18 protein-coding genes are annotated in these 21,946 nt (G+C 69.7%); 7 read left to right on the top strand and 11 right to left on the bottom strand.

Annotation, left to right across the window (positions count from 1 at the left end; all coding sequences use genetic code 11):
- The first annotated feature begins 214 nt into the window (after positions 1–214).
- Positions 215–625, top strand: a complete 411-nt coding sequence (locus tag Adu01nite_RS19175) for a CdiA C-terminal domain-containing protein (protein ID WP_203728336.1) — start codon at positions 215–217, stop codon at positions 623–625.
- 11 nt (positions 626–636) lie between these two features.
- Complete coding sequence (locus Adu01nite_RS19180) at positions 637–1,086, top strand: SitI3 family protein (RefSeq protein ID WP_203728270.1); 450 nt, start codon at positions 637–639, stop codon at positions 1,084–1,086.
- 98 nt (positions 1,087–1,184) lie between these two features.
- On the opposite strand, the gene Adu01nite_RS19185 is transcribed toward Adu01nite_RS19180, so the two are convergent.
- The 4 genes from Adu01nite_RS19185 to Adu01nite_RS19200 all read right to left on the bottom strand — a co-directional run bounded on the left by Adu01nite_RS19185 (position 1,185) and on the right by Adu01nite_RS19200 (position 5,794).
- Positions 1,185–2,669 (bottom strand): substrate-binding domain-containing protein, encoded by a 1,485-nt coding sequence (locus tag Adu01nite_RS19185; protein ID WP_203728271.1) that lies wholly within the window; start codon positions 2,667–2,669, stop codon positions 1,185–1,187.
- A 121-nt stretch (positions 2,670–2,790) separates the two neighbouring features.
- The gene (gene lexA, locus Adu01nite_RS19190) at positions 2,791–3,408 is read right to left on the bottom strand and encodes a transcriptional repressor LexA (protein WP_203728272.1); all 618 of its coding nucleotides are present in this window, start codon (positions 3,406–3,408) and stop codon (positions 2,791–2,793) included.
- A gap of 99 nt (positions 3,409–3,507) precedes the next feature.
- Positions 3,508–4,626, bottom strand: a complete 1,119-nt coding sequence (locus Adu01nite_RS19195) for a mannose-1-phosphate guanylyltransferase (RefSeq protein WP_203728273.1) — start codon at positions 4,624–4,626, stop codon at positions 3,508–3,510.
- A 19-nt stretch (positions 4,627–4,645) separates the two neighbouring features.
- Entirely contained in the window at positions 4,646–5,794 is a 1,149-nt protein-coding gene (locus tag Adu01nite_RS19200) for a glycosyltransferase family 4 protein (protein WP_203728274.1), read from the bottom strand.
- 160 nt (positions 5,795–5,954) lie between these two features.
- Here Adu01nite_RS19200 and Adu01nite_RS19205 point away from each other — a divergent pair, with 160 nt between their 5' ends.
- Positions 5,955–6,680: a TIGR03089 family protein gene (locus Adu01nite_RS19205; RefSeq protein ID WP_203728275.1), complete on the top strand. Its 726-nt coding sequence runs from the start codon at positions 5,955–5,957 to the stop codon at positions 6,678–6,680.
- Positions 6,681–6,686: 6 nt separating this feature from the next.
- Here Adu01nite_RS19205 and Adu01nite_RS19210 read toward each other — a convergent pair whose 3' ends face one another.
- The 3 genes from Adu01nite_RS19210 to Adu01nite_RS19220 all read right to left on the bottom strand — a co-directional run bounded on the left by Adu01nite_RS19210 (position 6,687) and on the right by Adu01nite_RS19220 (position 10,352).
- Positions 6,687–7,304 (bottom strand): DUF6082 family protein, encoded by a 618-nt coding sequence (locus tag Adu01nite_RS19210; RefSeq protein WP_203728276.1) that lies wholly within the window; start codon positions 7,302–7,304, stop codon positions 6,687–6,689.
- A gap of 38 nt (positions 7,305–7,342) precedes the next feature.
- Positions 7,343–8,089: a glycoside hydrolase family 64 protein gene (locus Adu01nite_RS19215; protein ID WP_239132530.1), complete on the bottom strand. Its 747-nt coding sequence runs from the start codon at positions 8,087–8,089 to the stop codon at positions 7,343–7,345.
- A 319-nt stretch (positions 8,090–8,408) separates the two neighbouring features.
- Positions 8,409–10,352: an acetoacetate--CoA ligase gene (locus tag Adu01nite_RS19220; RefSeq protein ID WP_203728277.1), complete on the bottom strand. Its 1,944-nt coding sequence runs from the start codon at positions 10,350–10,352 to the stop codon at positions 8,409–8,411.
- A 288-nt stretch (positions 10,353–10,640) separates the two neighbouring features.
- Between Adu01nite_RS19220 and Adu01nite_RS19225 the strand changes: the two genes are divergently transcribed.
- Entirely contained in the window at positions 10,641–14,435 is a 3,795-nt protein-coding gene (locus Adu01nite_RS19225; protein WP_203728278.1) for a midas domain-containing protein, read from the top strand.
- Between the two features lie 72 nt (positions 14,436–14,507).
- On the opposite strand, the gene Adu01nite_RS19230 is transcribed toward Adu01nite_RS19225, so the two are convergent.
- The 3 genes from Adu01nite_RS19230 to cofD are packed head-to-tail and all read right to left on the bottom strand — an operon-like array spanning position 14,508 to position 17,144.
- Positions 14,508–15,065 carry an NUDIX hydrolase gene (locus tag Adu01nite_RS19230; RefSeq protein ID WP_203728279.1) on the bottom strand — a complete coding sequence of 186 codons (558 nt, stop codon included), beginning with the start codon at positions 15,063–15,065 and terminating at the stop codon, positions 14,508–14,510.
- A 49-nt stretch (positions 15,066–15,114) separates the two neighbouring features.
- Entirely contained in the window at positions 15,115–16,191 is a 1,077-nt protein-coding gene (locus Adu01nite_RS19235; RefSeq protein ID WP_203728280.1) for a coenzyme F420-0:L-glutamate ligase, read from the bottom strand.
- The gene (gene cofD / locus Adu01nite_RS19240) at positions 16,188–17,144 is read right to left on the bottom strand and encodes a 2-phospho-L-lactate transferase (RefSeq protein WP_203728281.1); all 957 of its coding nucleotides are present in this window, start codon (positions 17,142–17,144) and stop codon (positions 16,188–16,190) included. The genes Adu01nite_RS19235 and cofD overlap by 4 nt, the downstream gene beginning before the upstream one ends.
- A 112-nt stretch (positions 17,145–17,256) precedes the next feature.
- Between cofD and Adu01nite_RS19245 the strand changes: the two genes are divergently transcribed.
- From Adu01nite_RS19245 to Adu01nite_RS19255, 3 genes are all read left to right on the top strand, one after another.
- A complete protein-coding gene (locus tag Adu01nite_RS19245; RefSeq protein WP_203728282.1) occupies positions 17,257–18,174 on the top strand; it encodes a hypothetical protein in 918 nt (305 codons plus the stop codon).
- 106 nt (positions 18,175–18,280) lie between these two features.
- Positions 18,281–20,788 carry a bifunctional FO biosynthesis protein CofGH gene (locus tag Adu01nite_RS19250; RefSeq protein ID WP_203728283.1) on the top strand — a complete coding sequence of 836 codons (2,508 nt, stop codon included), beginning with the start codon at positions 18,281–18,283 and terminating at the stop codon, positions 20,786–20,788.
- A 335-nt stretch (positions 20,789–21,123) separates the two neighbouring features.
- Positions 21,124–21,381, top strand: a complete 258-nt coding sequence (locus Adu01nite_RS19255; protein ID WP_015619224.1) for a WhiB family transcriptional regulator — start codon at positions 21,124–21,126, stop codon at positions 21,379–21,381.
- On the opposite strand, the gene Adu01nite_RS19260 is transcribed toward Adu01nite_RS19255, so the two are convergent.
- Positions 21,378–21,815: a metallopeptidase family protein gene (locus tag Adu01nite_RS19260; protein ID WP_203728338.1), complete on the bottom strand. Its 438-nt coding sequence runs from the start codon at positions 21,813–21,815 to the stop codon at positions 21,378–21,380. The genes Adu01nite_RS19255 and Adu01nite_RS19260 overlap by 4 nt on opposite strands.
- Positions 21,816–21,946: the final 131 nt, after the last annotated feature.

The following is a 21,946-nucleotide window of genomic DNA, read 5'->3' on the forward strand; positions in this document are numbered from 1 at the left end:
GAAAGGCCGAGGCCACGGCGACGAGGCTCCTGAGCCGCGCCGAACCCCAAGAGCGCACTCGGCCGGCGCAAGCGCCCGTCAGAACGAGGACATCGTCGACGAGGTCGCCCGTGTGGGTCGAGCCGGAAATGGCCATCTGTTCACCGCTCGCAGTGGGGAACCGGACGGCCGGCCCACCGGCGACTCGACCTACATTCGCCCGAAGGCGGACGACATAACCCGTCGTTCGCTGGAGCTGGAGAACGAGGGCGCAGTGACGCTTGCGGCCCAGGGCTATCGCGTCCACCGGAACCCTTCGCTGGCCGAGGCCGTCCGGGCTCGGCAAGCCACCGGTGACGTCGGCCGGCCGGAATCGGAACCGGACTACCTTGTCGAAGGGCGGGTCTTCGACTGCAGTGCGCCGGGCGCGGGAACCAGCGTGCGTAACGTCTGGTCCGGTGTCCGGAAGAAAGTCAGGAAGAGGCAGGCTCAGCGGGTGGTGGTCCACTTGGGGGATTGGGACGGCGATATCGCCGAGCTGCGACAACAGTTCGATGACTGGCCGATCGCCGATCTCAAGGAGGTCAAAGCGATCCTGCCGGACGGCAGCGTCATTCAGATCGACCTGCCTCGAGAGAGCGAGTGAGGGCGTGGCTCATGGCGATTGAATACGACCTCGTTCTTGGCGGCAGCACGCCGATCGAGCTGGTTGCGGCGCGTGCATTTCCTGCTCTGGCCGAGCGCCCCACGGGGGTGGTGCCGCTTCTGTCGGCCGCCCTTTTCGAGCCCTACGGGTTTGAGGTCACCGTTCTGGCGGAGGACGACGCCTACGTGGAGGCGGCATCCGACCAGGGGCGGTGGGAATGGGAGCCGGTTCCCAGCGTGTCGGTCGGTTTCCGGCTGGGTAAGGCCGCCGATCCGGAATGGGCCGTCGCGAACATGCTCTCCGTGGTCCGCCGGCTTCTCGACTCCGGCGACGAGGACGCCGCACTGGTTCTGAACAGCGATCTGTTGGTCCTGGTGCGAGCCGATGGCAAGGTCGTCAAACACCACCGCGAGACGTGGTGGTCGAGCTATCCGGCTGCTGATCAGCTGATCCCGGGGTGAGGGTCGGGCCCGCCCGAAGGCGGGTGAGGAGCCGGTGTTGCACCTTGCTCTTCCCTGCGCCGGGGACTTGGCACGGGCTCGTACTCTTCTGAAGGTTTTCAGGTTGGGTGGCAGAGTTGGGGGTTGGCCAGCTCTGCGCAGGGGCGGTCGCCGTGTGAGCGGATTATGTCGGCGCCGGTCTGGTTGGTCAGGTAGCGCAGGAAGCTTGCCGCCAGGGAATTGGCCGGTGGTTCGCCGTAGGTGTAGCCGAATTCGGTTTCCCAGAATGGGTAGGTGCCGTGGTCGGCGTCCTCGACCGTTGCCGCGTGGCCGTTGATGCGGGTGGAGATCAGGCCGTTACGGCCTGTTGCGGCGCTCAGCTCGCTGTAACCCAGGGCTCCGGGGGTCGATGCGACCGTGCGTAACACCGCGTCGGTGGTGTCGCGGGCGCAGCGGACCACGCCGGCCGGGGAGCCGGGGTCGCGGGTTTGGCAGTCGTCGGAGTTGCTGCCCGGCTCGCGTTCGCCGGCCAGGACCCGCCGCTGGAACGCAGCCCTCGTGCCGGAGCCCGGGTTTCGGCTGATCAGGCGGATCGGCAGGTTGTTGCCGCCGATCTCCTGCCAGTTGGTGATCTTGCCCTGGTAGATCTGCTTGATCTGGTCGAGGGTGAGGTCCTGGATGCCCGCGTCGCCGTTGACCACCAGCGTGAACAGGAAGAACGCGATCGGTCTCGGCAGCAGCCCGGGCATGCCGGTGGGCTTCTCGCCGTCCGAGAAGGTGAGGCGGTCGGTGGCGCTGCCGTCCCGGCCGGCCTGGTCGACGGTCTGCAGGCCCTCGCCGCTGCCGCGCATCTCCAGGGTGAAACTCGCGCGGGGGCAGAGGTCGTGATAGGACTTCGCGGCCTCGCGGGCGACCGGCTCGAATGCGGTCGAACCGGTCAGCCGCAGGTGGCCGGAGGCGCAGTCCAGCGGGGCGCTGTCCCCGCTCGACGCGAAGATGACCAGCTGGGCGACGACGATCGCGACCAGAAAACCGATCATGGCGAGTACGCGTTTCGGGGTGCCGGTGCGGCTCTTCGTCTCCTGGATGCGGCCGCCGCCGACCCCGCCCTTGACGGTGCAATCCACATCGGGCGGTGGGTACTGCCGCGGGCCCTTGCCGCCGTCGGCGCGTTCCAGTGCGAGCAGCACCTTGTAGTGCTCGCCGCGGTTCATCGGGACCTTCGGCAGCTCCAGAACGTTCTCGGTGACGGTGAAGCCACCGCCGTTCTGGAAGCTGGAACCCATGTTCGTGTCGCTGACCTCGGTGACCACGGCGCCGACGACGTTGCGGTCGGTGAACGTGACGGTGATGCCGGTGTCGTCGGCGTGCGAACGCGAGTAGTCGCCCTCGTCGATGTTCGTCGCGCCGTTGTTCTCGATGCGCAGCAGCACGATCGTCGGGTCCTCGAGCTTGCGGGTGCCGACCACCAGCTGGGCGAACGGGCCGTCGTGCTGGGTTTTGACCACGTTGCTGGCGGTGGTGTCCATCTGGACCCGATAGCCGAGACGCTTACGGCCCTTGACGACGAACTCGTACAACGCCGCGATTCCGGGGACGACCACACCAAGGGTCGCCAGCGCCACACTCCACCAGAACTCGATGACCGAATTATCGACGCGCCGACGGTGGAGATTGGACGATCGCGCCGAGGGTTCAGGGAACGTTCACTCAGGCTGGGCGGGGTCAGACCCGGCGGAGGACGCTGACCACCTTGCCGAGGATCACCGCGTTGTTGCCGGGGATCACGTCATACGCCGGGTTGCGGGGGACCAGGTCGATCCGGCTGCCCTCGGTGTGCAGGACCTTGACCGTGGCCTCGCCGTCGATCATGGCGGCGACGATGTCGCCGTTGTCGGCGGTCGGCTGCTGGCGGACCACGACCAGGTCGCCGTCGCAGATCGCGGCCTCGACCATCGAGTCACCTTTGACCCGCAGGGCGAAGAGCGTGCCGTGCCCGACCAGGGTCTGCGGGAGGGTCAGCTCCTCCTCGACCTGCTCGTCGGCGAGGATCGGAGTGCCGGCCGCGATCGAACCGAGCAGGGGGACGCGGACGTCGCTCTCGGATCGGGGCTGGTCGGACTCGGAGCGGATGTCGACCGCGCGGGAACCGCGGGCGTCGCGTCGAATGTGGCCGAGCTCCTCGAGGCGGTCGAGCTGGTGGGCCACCGAGGATGGTGAGGCAAGGCCGACCGCGGCGGCGATCTCGCGCATGGTGGGCGGATAACCGTGCTGGTCGAACCACTCGCGAAGCATGGTGAGGATCTGCCGCTGGCGGGGAGTGAGCTCCGTTGGGGAAGCCATGCGGTGACGATACTACATTTCTCGATCATTTGTACTAATGCTCAGGCGGACGAGTGAATCGCCGCGAAGGCCCCACGGCCGGGGCCTCGCGGCTTCCACTCAGATGTAGTGCAGCCGGTCCGTGTCCTTCAACGCGTCGACCAGGCTCTTTACCTCCTGGGCGCGGTCGCGGGGGCAGACCAGCACCGCGTCCGGGGTGTCCACGATGACTAGGTCGCGCACGCCCAGGGCGGCCACCAGTCGGCCCGGCGTGGGCACCACGACCAGGTTTTCCGTCTCGCGGAGCAGCACGCCCGCCTTGCTCCCGTCGGCCTCGTTGCCGACCACGACGTTGCCGGCATGGTCGGAGACCAGCACCTCGCCGAGCGTGTGGAAGTCGCCGACGTCGTTCCAGCCGAAGTCGCCCGGGATCGTGCCGACCCGGCCCACCGTGGCGGCACCCTCCATCACGGCGTAGTCGACCGAGATGCGCGGCAGGGTCGGCCAGACCTCGCCGAGCACCTCCTCGCGGGCCGGGGAGTCCCAGGCCTGGGCGATGCGCGAGATGCCGGCCGCGAGCTGCGGCTGCTGCCGGGACAGCTCGGCCAGGAACACGTCGACCCGCCAGACGAACATGCCGGCGTTCCACAGGTAGTTACCGGACTTGACGTAGCTCTCGGCCACGTCGTACGTCGGCTTCTCCTTGAATTCCTGCACGGCCATCACCGGGCCGTCACCGACGACGCTGCCGCACTCCAGATAGCCGTAGCCGGTCTCCGGGCGGGTCGGGGTGATACCGAGCGTCATCAGCAGGCCCTGCCGGGCGCCGCCCATCGCCTGCTGGATGACCCGGGTGAACTGAGCCTTGTCGGCGATCAGGTGGTCGGACGCGAACGCCCCCATGATCGCCTCCGGCTCGCGCCGGGCGATCACCGCGGCGGCCAGCGCGATCGCGGCACAGGAGTCCCGCGGCGACGGCTCGATCAGCACGTTGTCGGCCGGGACCTCGGTGAGCTGCCGGACCACCTCGGCGGCGTGCGCCACCCCGGTCACCACGAAGACCCGGTCGGACGACGACAGCTGGTCCATCCGGTCGACGGTGGCCTGCAGCAGCGACGCGTCCGTGCCGGTCAGCGGGTGCAGGAACTTCGGGTGGCCGGCGCGGGACAGCGGCCACAAGCGGGTGCCGGTGCCGCCTGCCAAAACCACGCCGTACAACGCACCCTGTTGCTCAATCATGCGCACGAAGTGTAGTGGGTCATGACGAGGCCACACGTTTCCAGGTGGTGACATGTACCTCGGCACTTGACGCCCAGGTGAACTCTTTGGCGCGGTCGAAGCCGGCCTTCGCCAGGGTGATCCGGCGCTGCTCGTCGTGCAGGAGATCGGCCAGGTCAGCGGCGATGCGATCGGCATCCTCGGTCGTATACGCCACCGCGTCGCCGCCCACCTCCGGCAGCGACAGCCGGGGGGTGGTCAGCACCGGCGTGGCGCAGGCCATCGCCTCCAGGATCGGCAGGCCGAAGCCCTCACCGAACGACGGGTAGCAGGCCACCAAGGCGCCGCCCAGGAAGCCCGGGAGGTCGGCATAGCGCAGATAGCCCGGGCGCAGCAGGCGCAGGTGCGACGGGACCTCGGCCACCGCGCGGTCGATCTCGTCGTCGTGGCCCTGGCCGCCGGCCAGCACCAGCGCCGGCGGGTGCGGCCAGTCGGCCACCGCGCGGGCCCAGCCGCGGATCAGGTTGGGCACGTTTTTCCGCGGCTCCTTGGCCCCCAGGAACGCCACATAACCGGAGTCGCCGAGGCCGAGGCGGGCGCGGACCCGCGCCTTCTCCTCGTCGGTCGGGGCGTGGAACGCGGCCTGGTCGACGCCGTGGTAGGCCACGTCGATGCGGGTCGGGTCGGCGTCGAGCAGCCGGATCAGCTCGTCGCGGGTCGCCTTGCTCGGCACGATCACCCGGGCCGCCCGGCGCAGCGACGTCTTGATCGCGCTCCGGAAGAAGGTCCGCTTGGTGTTGTCGTAGTGCTCCGGCTCGGTGAAGAACGTCGCGTCGTGCACGGTCACCGTCACCGGGCAGCCGGCCCGCAGCGGGCACGTGTAGAACGGCGAGTGCAGCACCTTGGCGCCGACCTGCTGGGCCAGCAGCGGCAGCCCGGTCTGCTCCCAGGCGAGCCGGGCGGGCCGGTGCGCGACCGCGGCCGGGCCGGCGATCACCTCGGCGTCGCCGAGCATGCGGCTGTAACGCTCCGCATCCGAACGCTGGGCCACGACGGCCAGATCGACCCTCTCCGGGTCCAACCGGCCGAGGGCACCGAGAAGGCCGTCGACGTATCGGCCGACGCCTCCCCGATCAGCGGGGACGCTGGTGGCGTCGACGAGCACTCGCGGGGGGCGACCGGCGGTCACGAGGCAACTCCCAAAGAGGTTGTTATGCAGACCACTGGCAAGCCTACGCCCGGAATGCATCGGGCATGTGACCGCGACACCGCCTGATTCGAAGCGTGTCCCGGACTTCATCGCATGCTCAGGATCGGTTACGTACGGTGACGGCCCTATCGTTGGTGCCGTGCAGACCACGATCCCGCAGGCCCTCGCCGATGCGGTTCGCCGCGACCCGACGACGCCCTTGTTGACCTGGTACGACGACGCCACCGGCGATCGGACCGAGCTGTCCGGGGCGACCTTGGACAACTGGGTCTCGAAGACCGCCAACCTGCTGATCGACGGCCTCGGTCTGGGGGTGGGCGACAACATCGCCGTCCTCCTGCCGCCGCACTGGCAGACCGCCGCGATCGTGCTGGGCGCCGCCGCAGCGGGCGTGGCGGCCGACCTGGGCGACGACCCGCAGCCGGTGGATGCCCTGTTCACGGCCCCTTCGAGGGCCGAGCGGTCGGCCGCGTGGGCGACCGGCGACCGGCTCATCACCGGCCTGCTGCCGCTCGCCATGCCGCTGCGCGAGCTACCCCCGGGTTTTGTCGACTATGTGACAGAGGTGCGCAACTACGGCGACCACTTCCGCGGCGCGCCGATCGACCAGGACGACCGGGCCCTGGCCGGCCCGGTCGAGATGAGCCACCTGGCGGTGATGCGCACGGCAACGGTCCGGGCGGCCGAGCTGGGCATCGGAGCGGGCGACCGCATCCTGATCGACACCCGCGCCTACCCGGAGCCGGAGGACTGGCTCTTCGCCCCCCTGGCCGTCGGCGCGTCGGTGATCCTGTGCGCCAACCTGGACCCCGCAAAGACAAAGCCCCGCGCCGAGTCCGAAAAAGCAACAATCCTGCTGACCTGAGCGGCGTCATGCAGGAGGTTCGGCGGTCGCCGATCTGTCGGCGACCGTCTGGCGGTAAGCCTCGTCGGCAATCGTCAAGAACGTGCTGAGGCGCCGGGAGGGGTTCGAGGACCATGCGGAACCCCGCTCGGCCCACCATTCCAGCGCCATGTCGTCCTCGAAGAGAATGCGAAAATTCCCGCGTGCCCCCGGCGCGGTCATGGCTCCCGTCTCCCACAACATTGCCCAGTGAGCGACCCAGAGGTTGAGGTACATCCACCGTCGTTTTTCCTCGTCGGATCGTCCGGGCAGGGCGGGGAAGATGAGCCTCGGATCGTCCACGGCCAATTTCGTCAGTTCGAAATGGCGCTCGCGTGCCATGACGGTCTGGGTCAGGCGGATCTGGCGCCATTGCAGCAGCAGTGAGGCGGCGATGGCGCCGAAGGCCAGCCCGGACAGGATCGCCGAAATCCCGCCGTATGCCTGACCCACCTCCGAGAGCGCATGCCAGTCTGCCGAACGGCTTACTACGGCGCTCAAGAGCCACGGCGACGCTACGACCATGGAGATGAACCCGATGATCAGGGCGGCGGACAGGGCCACGGTGATCCAGCCGCGATGGACATTTACATGAGTCACTCTCATGACCCGCATGGTTGCCTGTTGTAGCAAGCCGACTACTCCTAGAAGCCGACCGCTACCAACAGGTACTGCGGGTTCTTGTGGGAGACGTATGTCGACTGGGCGTTTACGTCGTCGTATGGGAAGCCGTAGGCGCGGGCCTCGATGGCGTTGTCGTGCCAGAACTTTGCGTAGAAGTTTGCTGGGGCCGCCTGGTAATAGGCGGCTCGGTTGTTCGCCTGGGCTGCGGTCACGTGTCGGTTCAGCTGGGCGCACTCGTCTGGCTTGCCGGACAGCGGGCCGGCGCAGCCGAGGATCTCCGAGCTGGTCGCGACCGACGTGTAGGCGGCGAAGTAGTTCGCGTAGCGGCCGCCCGGTTTGAACTCGGGGTCGCCGCCGGGGGAGAGGATCCGGTCCTGGGCCTGGGACAGGTGGTCGAACTCGGTGGGCACCGCGGCCTTGAAACGGGCGAACGTCGTTGCCCTGGACTCGGCGAACACCCTGCGGGACTCGCCTACCTCCTGGTCGAAGCCGTCCGCGGCGTGCAGGCGCATGGCGATCTTCAGGACGAAGGCGTCGACCCGGGTGGTGTTGCCGTTGAACTGGTCGGGGCCGACCGTGAACTCGATGAAGTCGCTGTATTTGCTGCTTGCCGAGCCGAGGTGGAAATACATCCGGCCCGCCGAGTTGGCCGGCATGTCGAGATACGGGCGGTCGGCGATCGAGTGGGTCTGCCGGTTGAAGGTCCAGAAGACCTTGCTGTCCGGATAGGCGCCGTTCGTGCGATTGAGCACCTTGACGGTGAGCACGTTCTTCGCCTTCGGGATCGTGGACGTGTCGCCCCAGAAGGAAACCGGCTTCTTCGAAGCGGGCGGCGATGGGGAGGGTGACGGCGACAACGACGGGGACAACGACGGCGATAACGACGGTGACGGCGAGGGCGACGAAGAAACCGCCGGAGCGATGGAGACGGGTACGGCGGACGCAGCCGTAACCGGGGCGGGCGCGGGCGCGCACCCGGCCACGATCAGAACCACCGGAAGAATCCGCCACCGAATCGCCACGGAAAGCAGCTTCCCGAGCGCAAACCGCCAGGTCAAGGTGATGATCGACGCTGGCGTATTTGTGTTATTCGGCGACGGCGGAACGCTCCCGGGCCAGCTTCTCGAAAGCCACCAACGACTCCGGGTTGACCAGCGCTCCCTTGGCGGCGGCCGACTCCACCGGCGTACCGGTAAGAATGCGTTTGACCGGCACTTCCAGTTTCTTCGCGGACAGGGTGCGTGGCACCGCCCGTACCTGATGAATCTCGTCCGGAATGTGCCGTGGGGACAGCGCCGAGCGCAGCTCGCCGCGGATCTTCTTGATCAGGGAATCGTCCAGCTCGAGGCCCTCGGTCAGGACCACGAACAGCAGCAGCTCGCCGTTCGGATTGTCGTCCTGCTCCAGGTGGACCACGACCGAGTCGACGATTTCCGGCAGGCTTTCCACCACCGAATAGAACTCGGCGGTGCCCAGCCGCACGCCGCCCCGGTTCAGCGTCGCGTCCGAGCGGCCGGTGATCACACAGGTGCCGTCGGAGCCGATGGTGATCCAGTCGCCGTGCCGCCAGACGCCGGGGAAGACGTCGAAGTAGGCCTCCTGGTACCGCTTGCCCTCCGGGTCGTTCCAGAAGCCGACCGGCATGCTCGGCATCGGAGCCGTGATCACCAGCTCGCCGAGCTCGTCGACGACCGGTTTGCCGGCCGGGTCGTAGGCCTCCACCCGCGCGCCCAGGCACCGGCAGGCGATGACGCCCTCGGTCACCGGGTGTAGCGGCGAGGCGCCGACGAATCCGGTGCACACATCCGTACCTCCGGACAGCGACTGCAACTGCAGTTGCCTACCCACCGCTTGGTAGACCCAGTCGAAGCCCTCGGCCGGCAGCGGCGCCCCGGTCGAGCCGATGGCCTTCAGGCCCGGCTTGCGGGGTTCGAGACCGGCCTTGCGGCAGGCCATGAGGAACGGTGCCGACGTGCCGAAGTAGGTGATGCCGGCCTCGTCGATCAGATCCCACAGCGCCGACATGTCGGGATAGCCGGGATTGCCGTCGAACAGCACGATCGAGGCCCCCACCATTGGCGCGCTGACCAGGAAGTTCCACATCATCCAGCCGGTCGTGGTGAACCAGAAGAACCGGTCGGCCGGGCCCAGGTCGTGATGCAGCGCCAGGATCTTGAGATGCTCGATGAGGATGCCGCCGTGGCCGTGCACGATCGGCTTCGGCAGGCCGGTCGTCCCCGAGCTGTAGAGCACGTACAGCGGGTGATCGAACGGCACCGCCTCGAACGCCATCGGGTCATCGCCGGCCAGTGACTGCCAGTCACCCGCGCTCGGGTCCAGGTAGCCGATCGTCACCACGTGCTCGATCGACGGGATCGCCTCGGTGATCTGCTGCACCTCGGCGGTACGCGAGATCGGCTTGTCGCCGTAGCGGTAGCCGTCCACCGCGACCAGCACCTTCGGCTCGATCTGGCTCCACCGGTCGACGACGCTGCGGGTGCCGAACTCGGGTGCGCACGACGAGAAGATCGCGCCGAGGCTGGTCGCGGCGAGCATCAGGACGTAGGTCTCCGGGATGTTCGGGGCATAGGCGGCAACCCGGTCACCCTTGCCGACACCCCGGGCCTTCAGCCCGGCACGCACGCTCCGCACCTGGTCACGCAGCTGCCGCGCGGTCAGCTCGATCTTCCCGCGGCTTTGCGAGTACGCGAGTACCACCGGATCGTCGTCCCCGAGCCCCGGCATCCGCAGCACATGCTCGGCGTAGTTGAGGGTCGCCCCCGGGAACCACGTCGCCCCCGGCATCGACGCCTCGGCCAGCACCGCCGTCGCGGGCGTGTGGCTGATGACCTCGAAGTAGTCCCAGATCGACTGCCAGAAACCGGACAGGTCGGTGACGGACCACTCCCACAGCGCCGGATAGTCGGCGAAGCTCAGCCCACGCTCCCGCTCCAACCAGCGCAGATAAGCGCCGATGCGGGTCGTGTCCCGAACGTTGGCCGGCGGTTCCCACAGCACTGTGCCCGTCATGCACACACCTTAACGTCAGTTCAGGCTCACATTTCGATCAAGAATTGAGCCTCTCCCGCCCGCCCACCGTAAGTCCATGTAGCCGGCCGATACACCCGGCCCGCTTCGCCGTGCGCCGACCACATTCCCGCGCTGGCTGATCGGCCGCCAACTATGTCCGGGCGGCCGAGCAAATCCCGGCCCCGCGCTGGTGAAGTCGATGATGACGGTGGTCACTTGCCCAGCATCGGTAGCGTGCCCAGTCAGCGAACCACCCGGGGAGAAACGTTGCGTCACCTTCGGTCGATCTTGTATGCGCTGGTCCTGGCGCCGGCCGCCTGGGTGCTCACCGGGGTGGGCCTCAACAGCGACCTCACCACCCGGGGCCGCGACGGTTTCGCCGTCGAGACGTTCACCGGCCTGCTGCTCCTGCTGCTGGCCGGCGCCGCATACGGAATCCTGGTCCTCGGTCCGATCTCCCCCGCGGGCCCGGTGGCCGCCGGTGCCATCTACCTGATCATCACCCTGTGGGCCCTGCTGTCCCCGTCGGCTTACGCCGACGCCTGGCCACCATCGGTGGCCAAGGACGGCTTCGATCTTTCGCGTCCGGGCTACGGCTTGGCGGCGTTGCTTGCGGTTCCTTTGATCTGTACGGCGTTGAGCGCGCGCCGATGGGCAAAGTACGAGCCACCGGTCCTCCCGATCGTCGGCGACATCAGCCGCTTCTGGGGTACCGCCCGAGCCCCCGGCATCCCGATGGCAGCCGACCGAACCACGGTGCTCACCCTCGCCGGCATCGATCCCGACCCGACCACAGTGCTCCGCCTGCCGGTGGCCACCTCGGCCCCCGACGACGACACAGCGCCACTGACCAGCCCGTCCAACAACACGACAGTCGTCGTAGCCAACGACAACGACGACCCAACCCTCCCGAACGCCGCAACAAGCAACGACCCGACGGCGGAGGTCACCGGCACCGACGAGCCGACAGCGGATGTCGCCGGGAAGGCTGCGGACGAGCCGACGGCGGATGTCGCAGGGGCCGGCGCCGATGAGTCGACGGCGGATGTTGCTGGGGCCGGCGCCGATGAGCCGGCGGCGGATGACGCCGGGAAGGCCGCGGGCGAGCCGGCGACTGATGTTGCCGGGGCCGACACGGATGAGTCGGCGGCGGATGTCGGGGATGAGGCCGGTGAGGTGACGGCTGGGATTGCCGAGGCTGAGGCGGCTGAGGCGGCTGAGGCGGTCGCTGGGATGGCTGAGGGCCCGGCCGACTTCAACCCCCGGCTCGCGGGCGAGCCAGCGGCTGATGGTGCAGCTGACTCCGATGAGCCGACGGCGAATGTTGGGGATGGCGCCGACGAGGCGACGGTCTTGGTTGTCGCAGCTGAAGTCGCTGAGGCGGTGGCCGATGGTGCTGAGCCTGCGGCTCGAGTTGTCGGAGACGGGGCGGCCGAGTCGGCGACGGAGGTTGCCGGGGGCGCGGCGGATGCGTTGAAGGCCGGCGTTGTCGAGGGCGCGGCCGCTGAGCCTGCGGTTGACGTTGCCGGCGACCCGGCGAGTGAACCATCCGCCGGTGCTGTCGCCGGTGACGCGGCTGAGCCGGTCGCCGATGTCGCCGGGGATACAGCGGATGAGCCGACGACGGTGATCAAGGCGGCCGCGGACGAGCCGACGGTGGCTTTCCGCGAGGCGACTGCCGACGACGAGGCCACGGCTGTGGTGAAAGCTGCCGCTGATTCACTGCCGGCAGCGGCAGCGAATGAGGCCGTTGACGTCGACGGGCCGGAGGGCGGGACGGGCGTGCCGACCACGGACGGCGACTCGACCACGGTGATGGTCGTGACCGCTGACGGTGAGTCGACCTCCGTGATGACGACGGCCGCTGAGGGCGAGCCGCCCACGGCCGTGCTTGCGGTCGCCGACGCCGACGCCGAGACGGTTGCCCCGTCCGACGAAGTTTTGGCAGCTGAGGAGTCCGCGACTGAGGGTGAGTCGGCGCAGAAGGCTGAGTCGGCAGCCGCTGATCCGGTTGTCGCTGCTGCGGCGACGGCCGATGTTGCGGAGGCCGGCGACGAGGAGTCGGCCGCTGCCGGAACGAATGTGGCGGATAACGAATCGCTGGTCGCGGCCGCCACCGATGAGCCGACGGTAGTTGCCGGCGACGGTGATGAACCAACCGTGGCTGTCGCGGACGGTGATGAGCCGACCGTGGCTGTTGCGGACGGTGATGAGCCGACCTTGGCTGTCGCTGAGGCGGCTGACGGCGATGCGCCCACGGTGACTGCTGCCGGAGCGGCAGGGGACGGTGAACCGGCAGCTGAGTTGACTTCGGCAGGGGTCGGCGAAGAACCGGCCGGCGCGGTGAGGAACGGCGGCGATGAGTCGGCCGCGATTACCGGATCTCACGACGAACGGACCGCGGACGTCGGTGAGTCGGGGGCTGATGAGGCTGTTGTCGAATCCTCGGATGGTGACGAGCCCACGACGGTTGTCGTCGGAGCCTCGGATGATGACGAGCCGACCGTTGCTGCCGGGGATGGCGAGCCGGTCGCAGCGCCCGAGGTCGATGAGGAACTGTCCGCTGACGCCGGCCTGGCGGATGCGGATGCGGACGCAGCCGAGGGCTTGGGCGATGAGGGAACCGTCGCTGCGGATGAGGAGTCGACGGCGGCCGTAGCCGCGACGTCCAGTCACGACGAACCGTCTGCCACCGTCGAAGGCGACGACCAGGCTGCAGTTGCCGAAGCGACTGTTGGGCAGGTCGCACCGGCCGAGGCGTCCGACGAACCGGCCGACGAACCGGCCGCCGACGTGACCGCCGAACCGGCCGCCGGGGCGATTGATGGGCTGGCCGCATCGGCTGCAGTGACCGATGAACCGGCTGCAGTGACCGATGAATCGGCGGCCGTGGCTGCCGCGATTGATGAACCGGGCGCTGTCGGCGAGGACGACGGCTCTGGCGGTGCGGCTGCGTCGGGCGCTGAAGCCGGTGGCGATGATGATGGCGGGTCGGGGCCGGGCGGGGGGACGCCGGCGGGGGACGACTCTGAGCGGACGCAAGTTGTGCGTCTTGCTGATGTCGTGCCGGGGGACCGTACGCAAGTAATTCGGTTTCCGGTGGGGGATGACGCCGAGCGGACGCAGGTTGTTCGGCTGCCGGTGGCGGATCCGGCGGAGCGGACCCAAGTTATTCGGCTTCCCGTCGGGGAGGCTCGCGGGGACGACTCGGAGCGGACTCAGGTGGTTCGGCTTCCGGTGCGGGATGACGGGGAGCGGACGCAGGTCGTTCGGCTTCCGCTTGGCGAACCCGGGGACGAGACGGAAGTCGTGCGGCGGAAGCTGCTGCCGTTTCCGATCAGCGATCCGGGGGAGCGGACTCGGGTCATCGAGCCGGTGCCGGACCCTACCGAGCAGACTCAGGTGCTGCGGTTTCCGTCCCGGCCGATCGGGGAGTGGCCTACCCGGGACGTGCGCGGGATCGGGGAACGGACCCGGGATCTCAGCAATCGGGCCACGGGGGACGTCGGTGGTGACGAGACCCAGGTGATTCGGCTTGTCGGGAAGACCGTGGATGACGAGCGGACCCAGATCATTCGGCCGCACCTTGTCGCGGCGCCGGGGACGCGGGCCGAGGTGGTGACCTTCCCGGTCGCCGATGGCAACGAGTCCATTGCGGATGGGGACGAGCAGGGCGAAGGCGGTCAGGGCGAAGACGGTCAGGGCGAAGGCGGTCAGGGCGAAGACGGTCAGGGCGGAAACGAGCAGGACGCGGACGGGCGGGGCGAGACTGGGTCGGCCGGGCAGGGCGCCAAGACTGGGCAGGGTGCCGTGACTGGCCCGGGGGCCGAGGAGGCTGGGCCGGGGGCCGGGTCTGGGTCGGGCGCCAAGGCCAAGAACGGGTCGTCGGTGTCCATTGCGGACGCTGAGGCGCCCAACTTCGCCGAGGACCCGACCGGGCGCATCGTGTCGCCGGACCTTCGGGTCGCCGAGGCGAGTGGGCCGCGGGCCAAGAACATTCTCAACTCGGAGCGGCCGCCGGACGAGATCAGCGAGGACACCACGCACATTCCGGCGCAGCGGACGCCCGGCGACGACGAATAGGGGTCAGCGCGGCTGGGGAAGCCCGCGACGACGAAATGTGGTCAGGGGCAGCCCCGCGGCGGCGCATAGAGGTCAGGGCAGCCGGGACAGGGCCGGCTCGATCTGGCGGGCGGTTGCTGAGGCCAGCGGGGACGGCAGGGCGTCGGGGGTGAACCAGGCCAGGTCGGCGGATTCGGCGCTGATCTGCTCGGTGGCACCGGCCGGACTGCGGACCAGGAAGCGCACGTCGTAGTGCACCGACTCCGTGGCGGGGGTGCCCTCGGCCGCGCCGCAGCGAACCCCGTGGACGTCCACGTCGATCGGATCGGGGTCGATGGTCAGTCCGGGGATGCCGGACTCCTCGGTGGCCTCGCGCAGGGCCGCGCCGGCCAGTGTCTCGTCGCCGGGCTCGCAGTGGCCGCCCAGCTGCATCCACTTGCCCAGTCGGCCGTGCAGGCAGAGCAGCAACCGGCCGTCGGCCCCGACCACCAGGGCGCTGGCCGTGACGTGGCCGGGGCGGTGGGCCCTGGTCATCGCGACCGGGCCGGCGGTCAGCAGCTCCAGGACGCTCTTGCGGGCCACGTCGCCCTCGTCGGTGGTGGCCTGCCAGGTGGTCAGCACCCGGACGGCGTCGTCGTGCAGGGCGGTCATGCGTGGGCTCCGGAGAGGTCGAGGCGGATGCCGTCGGCGTGCAGGGCGGTCATGCGTGGGCTCCGGAGAGGTCCAGGCGGATGCCGTCGTCGTGGGGCAGGGCGACGCTGGCCACCGACTCGGCGGCCAGGGCCGCGCGGAGGCGGTGGGCGTCGGCGCCCAGCCGCATCAGGCCGGCCGGGGTGGCGTCGCGGGTCCGCAGGTGCAGGGCGGCGGTGGCGCCGTTCGCCGCGAAGGTCTCGGCGGGGGTGACCGTGGTGGCCCGGGCCAGGTGGCCGGCGACCGTCTCCAGGGCGCGCCGCACGGCGTCGGGGTGGACCGGGCGGCCGGGCACCTCCGACCGGAGGCCGTCGGCCAGCTGAGCCGCGTCACGCAGGCCGGCCGCGCGGGCCTCGGCCGTGCCCAGGCTGAACATGTCGCTCTCCGCGTCGCGCAGCAGCGGCGCGGCACCGGGACCGTCGTCGGCCACGCGGCGATCGCCACCGGCGTTGAGGTAGCCGCGGACCACGGCGACCGGGACGTTGTCGATTTTGCCCTTGACCAGCTCGCCGGCCGCGGAGAGCTCGTCGATCACGGCCATCTGGGTGATCTGCAGCTCGTTGCCGTAGGGGTCGGTCTCGCCCCGGTGGTCGCGGAACGGGGGGATACCGGCGGCGCCCAGGGAGACGTCGGTCAGGCCGTTTCGCCAGGCCCGGCCCATCGTGTCGGAGATGATCACGGCCACGTCGAGGCCGCGGGACCGGAAGCCGGCGCGCAGCCGGCGGGCCGAGGCGTCCGAGTCGGTGGGAAGCAGGACCAGGTGGGTCTTGTCGACGTTGGAGGCGTCGATGCCGGCCGCGGCCATCACGAAACCGTGGTGGGTCTGCACGATCGTGGTCGGGCCGCGGCGGGCCACCACGCGGGCGGTCTCGGCGGCCAGGGCGGCGGCCCGGGCGGCGTCGCGCTCGGGGCCGTCGGCCGGGACCTCGACCAGGTTGCCCTCGGCCTTGGAGACGATCTTGCTGGTCACCACCAGGACGTCGCCGTCGGCCAGCCACGGGGCGGCGGTGGCGATCAGGGCGACCAGGTCGTCGCCGGCGGTCACGTCGCCGATGCCGTGCACCGGAAGGATCTGCAGGCCGGTCATGCGACGCCGGCCAGGGTCAGGGCGTCGCGGACCATCTGGGCCGTCGTCTCCTCCGAGGTCATCCACAGCGGGACGGCTCGGGTGGGGACGCCGGGGACCTCGGTGCCCTCGTCGACGCTGTCGATCAGCCAGCCGTTGAGCAGGCCGTTGTCGGTGCGGCTGCCATACAGCGCGCCGACGCCGGCCGCGCTCACCTCGACGCCCAGGGTGGCCAGGCACTTGTCGGCCATGCCGCGCACCGGGGACTCGCCGATGATCGGGGAGACGCCGACGATCGGGGCGGAGCCGCCGATCAGGGCCTCGCGGATCGGGTCGACGGCGAGGATCGGGGCGATGCTGACGACCGGGTTGCTCGGGGCCAGCAGCACCACGTCGGCGGCGGCGATCGTGTCGAGCACGCCGGGGGCCGGCTTGGCCGCGTCGGCGCCGACGAAGACGAAACGGTGGGTGGGCAGGGCGCCGCGGTAGCGGACCCACCACTCCTGGAAGTGGATGGCCTTGCGCTCGCCGTCGACGTCGACCACCACGTGGGTCTCGAGCCGGTCGTCGGTGGCCGGCACCAGGGTGACGCCGGGCTTCCAGCGCTCGCACAACGCCGCCGTCACCGCGGACAGCGGATAACCGGCGTTGAGCATCTGGGTGCGTACCAAATGGGTGGCCGTGTCCTTGTCGCCCAGGCCGAACCACGACGGCTCGACGCCGTAGGCGGCAAGCTCCTCCTTGACCACCCAGGTCTCGCCGACCCGGCCCCAGCCCCGCTCGGGGTCGTGCGCGCCGCCCAGCGTGTACATCACGCTGTCCAGATCGGGGCAGATCTGCAGGCCGTGCATGCGCACGTCGTCGCCGACGTTGACCACGGCGGTGACGTCGGCGCCGATGGCTCGGGCATGCGCGCGCACGCCGACGAGGAATTTCGCACCGCCGATACCGCCGGTGAGGACCACGATCCGCATGTCGTCATCCTCCCGTACGGGTATGACAGAACTGGCCGCTGGGTAGAGGGTGCCGCATGCGTGCCCGGTCTACGCTGGGCCGACTTCAATCATCATCCGTCAGGGAGAAACCGTGACCAGCCAACCGCAGCCCACGCCGGGCGAGGGCAGATCGGCCGGCCAGTACCTTCGCCCACTCCGCGATCTCGCGGCGTACGCCCTGATCGGGGCGACCGCCGTGCTGCTCTTCGTGGCGCTCGTCCGGCTGGTTCCGGACGGTCCCGACCAGTTCGGCTACCGCACCCAGGGCAGCTTCGGCGGCTTCATCAACCTGGCCACCATCGCGTTCCCGATCGCGGCCGTGCTGCTCTCGCTGTTCGTCGCGCCGCAGCACCCGAAGGCCCAGTTGGTCGTCGCCGTGGCCGTCGTCGAGTACGCGGTGATGGCCGTCTTCGGCCTGCTGTTCGGGGTGCTGATCGGCCTGATCAACGAGGCCGCGCACAATGGTGCCCGGAGCGCGTTCGAGGGGCTGCTGGAGCGGCTGGCCTGGCTGGCCGTGTTCGCCGTGGCGGCGTACGCGACCTTCCTGATCTGGCGCAACCTGTTCTACACGCCGCGCCCGAAGCCGCAGCCGGGGGTCTACGGCCAGCCGCAGTTCAACCAGCCGGGCACCTACCCGGGCCAGCCCGGCTACGGCCCGCCGCCCGGCCAGCAGGGCCCCGGCCAGCAGCCGTACGGCCCGCCGCCCGGTCAGAACCCCGGTCAGCAGGCGTACAACCCGGCGCCGCAGGGTGGCTACCCGCCGGCCCCGGGCCAGCCGGGCTACGCCGCGCCGGGCATGTACGGCCAGCCGCCCCAGCCGCCGACGTGGAACCAGGCGCCGGTGACGATGCCGACCGCGCCCGCCTCGGCGGCGCCGTCGAGCGAGCCCACCCAGATGGTGCGGCCGGTGGAGAGGGCGCCCGAGGCACCGATCGAGGACCGCACCCAGCGGATCAGCGACGACCGCCCGGGCTTCGGCCCGGCCGATCAGGACCCGCCCCGGCAGTAAAGCTCCAGCCACCGGGAACGCCCCGGGCGCCGCCGTGTCGTATTCCACTGCGCGCGCCCGGGCACGACCGGGGCAACCGGTCACTTTCCGGCCTAGGCTGCACTGCGTGGTAAAGGTCAACGAGGAACCGGTTCCGACCGAGGCGAGCATCCGCCGCGCCCTGCGCCGCGCCGCCGACGGCAAGGCCATCGATGCCGAGGAGGCGGCCGCTCTGCTGGCCGCCACCGGGGATCCACTTGACGACCTGCTGGCGATCGCCGGCAGCATCCGGGACGCGGGCCTGCGCCTGGCCGGCCGCGAGGGTGTGGTCACGTACTCCCGCAAGGTTTTCATCCCGCTGACGCGGCTCTGCCGCGACCGGTGCCACTACTGCACGTTCGCGACCGTGCCGCACCGCTTGCCGGCGGCGTTCCTGGAGCGCGACGAGGTCCTCGAGATCGCCCGCCAGGGCGCCGCGCAGGGCTGCAAGGAGGCGCTGTTCACGCTGGGCGACCGGCCGGAGGAGCGCTGGCCGGCGGCCCGGCAGTGGCTGGACGAGCGCGGCTACGACTCCACCCTCGACTATGTGCGCGCCTGCGCGATCGCCGTGCTGGAGGAGACCGGCCTGCTCCCGCACCTCAACCCGGGCGTGCTGAGCTGGGACGAGTTGCAGCGGCTGAAGCCGGTCGCGCCGAGCATGGGCATGATGCTGGAGACCACCGCGACCCGGCTCTGGTCGGAGCCGGGCGGCCCGCACTACGGCTCGCCGGACAAGGAGCCCGCGGTCCGGCTGCGGGTGCTCGACGACGCCGGCCGGGTGGGTGTCCCGTTCACCACCGGCATCCTGATCGGGATCGGCGAGACCCGGGCCGAGCGGGTCGACGCGCTGTTCGCGATGCGGCGCACCGCCCGCGAGTACGGGCACATCCAAGAGGTCATCATCCAGAACTTCCGCGCCAAGCCGGACACGGCGATGCGCGGGATGCCGGATGCGGAGCTGCGTGAGCTGGCCACGACGGTGGCGGTGGCCCGGATCATCATGGGCCCGCGGGCCCGCATCCAGGCCCCGCCCAACCTGATCGACACGGAGTTCGGCCTCCTGCTGAAGGCCGGCATCGACGACTGGGGCGGCGTCTCGCCGGTGACCCCCGACCACGTCAACCCGGAGCGGCCCTGGCCGCAGATCGACCTTCTCCGCGAAAAATCGGCTGATGCCGGTTTTGCGCTGCGGGAGCGGCTCACGATCTACCCGGAGTACGTCAAGCGTGCGGCCGAGGGCTGGCTGGACCCCCGCCTCGCGGCGCACGTGGGCGCGCTGGCGGACAGCGACGGCCTCGCGCGGGAAGACGCAACCGTGGAGGGCCGGCCCTGGCAGGAGCCGGACGAGGCGTTCGGCACCGGCCGCACCGACCTCTTCGCCACGATCGACACCACCGGCCGCACCGCCGACCGCCGCTCCGACTTCGACGACGTCTACGGCGACTGGAAAGAGGTCGCCGCGCACATCACCACCGACACCGCCAAGAGCCTCCCGACCGACGTCCTGGCCGGCCTGAAGCTGGCCGCGGAAAATCCGGCCGCGCTGCTGGAGAAGCAGCACGAGGACAAGGCGATGGCGCTGTTCAACGCGGACGGCTCCGCGCTGGACGAACTGGCCCGGATCGCCGACGACCTGCGCAAGGAGGTCAACGGCGACGACATCACGTACGTGGTGAACCGGAACATCAACTTCTCCAACGTCTGCTACGTGGGCTGCCGGTTCTGCGCGTTCGCCCAGCGCGAGAAGGACGCCGACGCCTATCGCCTGTCGGTCGAGCAGGTCGCCGACCGGGCCGAGCAGGCCTGGCAGGACGGTGCCTCCGAGGTCTGCATGCAGGGCGGCATCGACCCGAAGATGCCGGTGACCGCGTACGCCGATCTGGTGCGCGGGGTGAAGCAGCGGGTGCCGGGCATGCACGTCCACGCGTACTCGCCGATGGAGATCGTCACGGCCGCGTCGAAGGCCGGCGTGCCGGTCCGGGAGTGGCTGACCGGCCTGCGCGAGGCCGGGCTGGACACCATCCCGGGCACCGCCGCCGAGATCCTCGACGACGACGTCCGCTGGGTGCTGACCAAGGGCAAGCTGCCCGCCAGCACCTGGATCGATGTCGTCACCACCGCCCACCAGGTGGGCATCCGATCAAGTTCCACCATGATGTACGGCCATGTCGACCACCCGCGACAGTGGCTCGGCCACTTCCGGGTGCTGGCCGGCATCCAGGACGTGACCGGCGGTTTCACCGAGTTCGTGGCATTGCCGTTCATCCACACCAACGCGCCGATCTACCTGGCCGGCATCGCCCGGCCCGGCCCGACCTGGCGGGAGAACCGGGTCGTGCACGCGATGGCCCGCATCCTGCTGCACGGCCGGATCGACAACATCCAGTGCTCCTGGGTGAAGCTCGGCGACGACGGCACCCGGGTAATGCTCGACGGCGGTTGCAATGATCTTGGTGGCACGTTGATGGAAGAAACGATCTCCCGGATGGCCGGCTCGGAGCACGGTTCGGCGCGCACGGTCGCGGAGCTGAAGGAGCTCGCCGCGGCCGCGGGTCGCCCCGCCGTCGAGCGAACGACTGTGTACGGCCGCAGGTAGCCGTCCTGTCGGGTTGATCACCTCAACCGGATGGACCTTGGTTCCAAGGTCACAAATCGGGTTAAATTGGACGTGACGCGCCAGGGTGGCGTAACCCTGTGTGGCTCCTGAGAGATAGGGCAGGAACGGGACCACGACGCGCCGAAGGCGCGCCGGGGAAACGGGCCTATTTATCAGGTTCGGCTTGACGACGCACGTCTTACACGCGTGTAATTTCGGTGGGGTTGTGGGCTGGGCGCTACGAAACTTTCGTGTCCGGGCTGCAAGAAACACGCCGCGTGCGTGGGGGGTCAGCGTCGGCAGTGATGCCGGCGCGGGAATTGGGAGGCACGCCGATGGAAGCGCAGGTTGAAGGGGTAGACCTGCTCGGGGACGCGCCCGAGTGGCAGGAGCGGGCGCTGTGCTCGCAGACTGATCCGGAAGCTTTCTTTCCGGAAAAAGGTGGTTCGACCCGGGAAGCGAAGCGGATCTGCGGCCGGTGCGACGTCAAGGCCGAGTGCCTGGAGTACGCGCTGGGCCACGACGAGCGTTTCGGTATCTGGGGTGGTCTGTCCGAGCGTGAGCGCCGCAAGCTGAAGCGCCGGGTCGCCTAAGTCAGCTCGTCGGGATCCACCCCGAGCAGGTTGGCTACCTGCTCGATGATCACATCGTGGACGAGGTCGGCGAGGTCTTCGCGGTCCATCGCCCGGAACTCCAGCGGCCGCCGGTAGAGCACGATTCGAGGGGGAAGCTCCTGCCGGCCGGGGCGACCGGGCAGCAGCCGGGCCAGCGGCACCTCGCCGTCCTCGAGCACGTCGGAGTCGTAGACGTTGAGATCGGGAGGAACGTCCTCCACCGCGAACTCGACGCCGGCCAACTCTTTCGCGTAGCGACGCTCGAGGCCCTCGACCGTGTCCAGCACCAGGTCGTCGAAGATCTCGGCCTTGGTGCGGGCCAGCGGCACCGTGGCCGGCACCAGCCGGCCACGCAGGCCGCGGCCGTGGCGGTCACGCCGGGCCGGATGCCCCGGCCCGTCCTTGCGCGTCACCCGGGGGGACTCGCCGCTGCGTCGGCGCTCGGGGCTGGTGGTCACCTCGCAACTCTAGTCCTCCGCCGGTGGTGCACGGCGGCAGCGTGCTTCTGCCGCGTGTCCGGGGGGTAAACAGTCCGCGCGGGCAA

It is taken from the genome of Paractinoplanes durhamensis (assembly GCF_016862175.1).
GTDB classification, from domain to species: domain Bacteria; phylum Actinomycetota; class Actinomycetes; order Mycobacteriales; family Micromonosporaceae; genus Actinoplanes; species Actinoplanes durhamensis.

Bases quoted from the DNA above. Each gene is read 5' to 3' on its own strand.
- cofD (WP_203728281.1), bottom strand. From the start codon at position 17,144: ATGCGGATCGTGGTCCTCACCGGCGGTATCGGCGGTGCGAAATTCCTC.
- Adu01nite_RS19235 (WP_203728280.1), bottom strand. From the start codon at position 16,191: ATGACCGGCCTGCAGATCCTTCCGGTGCACGGCATCGGCGACGTGACC.
- Adu01nite_RS19195 (WP_203728273.1), bottom strand. From the start codon at position 4,626: ATGATTGAGCAACAGGGTGCGTTGTACGGCGTGGTTTTGGCAGGCGGC.
- Adu01nite_RS19230 (WP_203728279.1), bottom strand. From the start codon at position 15,065: ATGACCGCCCTGCACGACGACGCCGTCCGGGTGCTGACCACCTGGCAG.
- Adu01nite_RS19210 (WP_203728276.1), bottom strand. From the start codon at position 7,304: ATGAGAGTGACTCATGTAAATGTCCATCGCGGCTGGATCACCGTGGCC.
- lexA (WP_203728272.1), bottom strand. From the start codon at position 3,408: ATGGCTTCCCCAACGGAGCTCACTCCCCGCCAGCGGCAGATCCTCACC.
- Adu01nite_RS19220 (WP_203728277.1), bottom strand. From the start codon at position 10,352: ATGACGGGCACAGTGCTGTGGGAACCGCCGGCCAACGTTCGGGACACG.
- Adu01nite_RS19180 (WP_203728270.1), top strand. From the start codon at position 637: ATGGCGATTGAATACGACCTCGTTCTTGGCGGCAGCACGCCGATCGAG.
- Adu01nite_RS19255 (WP_015619224.1), top strand. From the start codon at position 21,124: ATGGAAGCGCAGGTTGAAGGGGTAGACCTGCTCGGGGACGCGCCCGAG.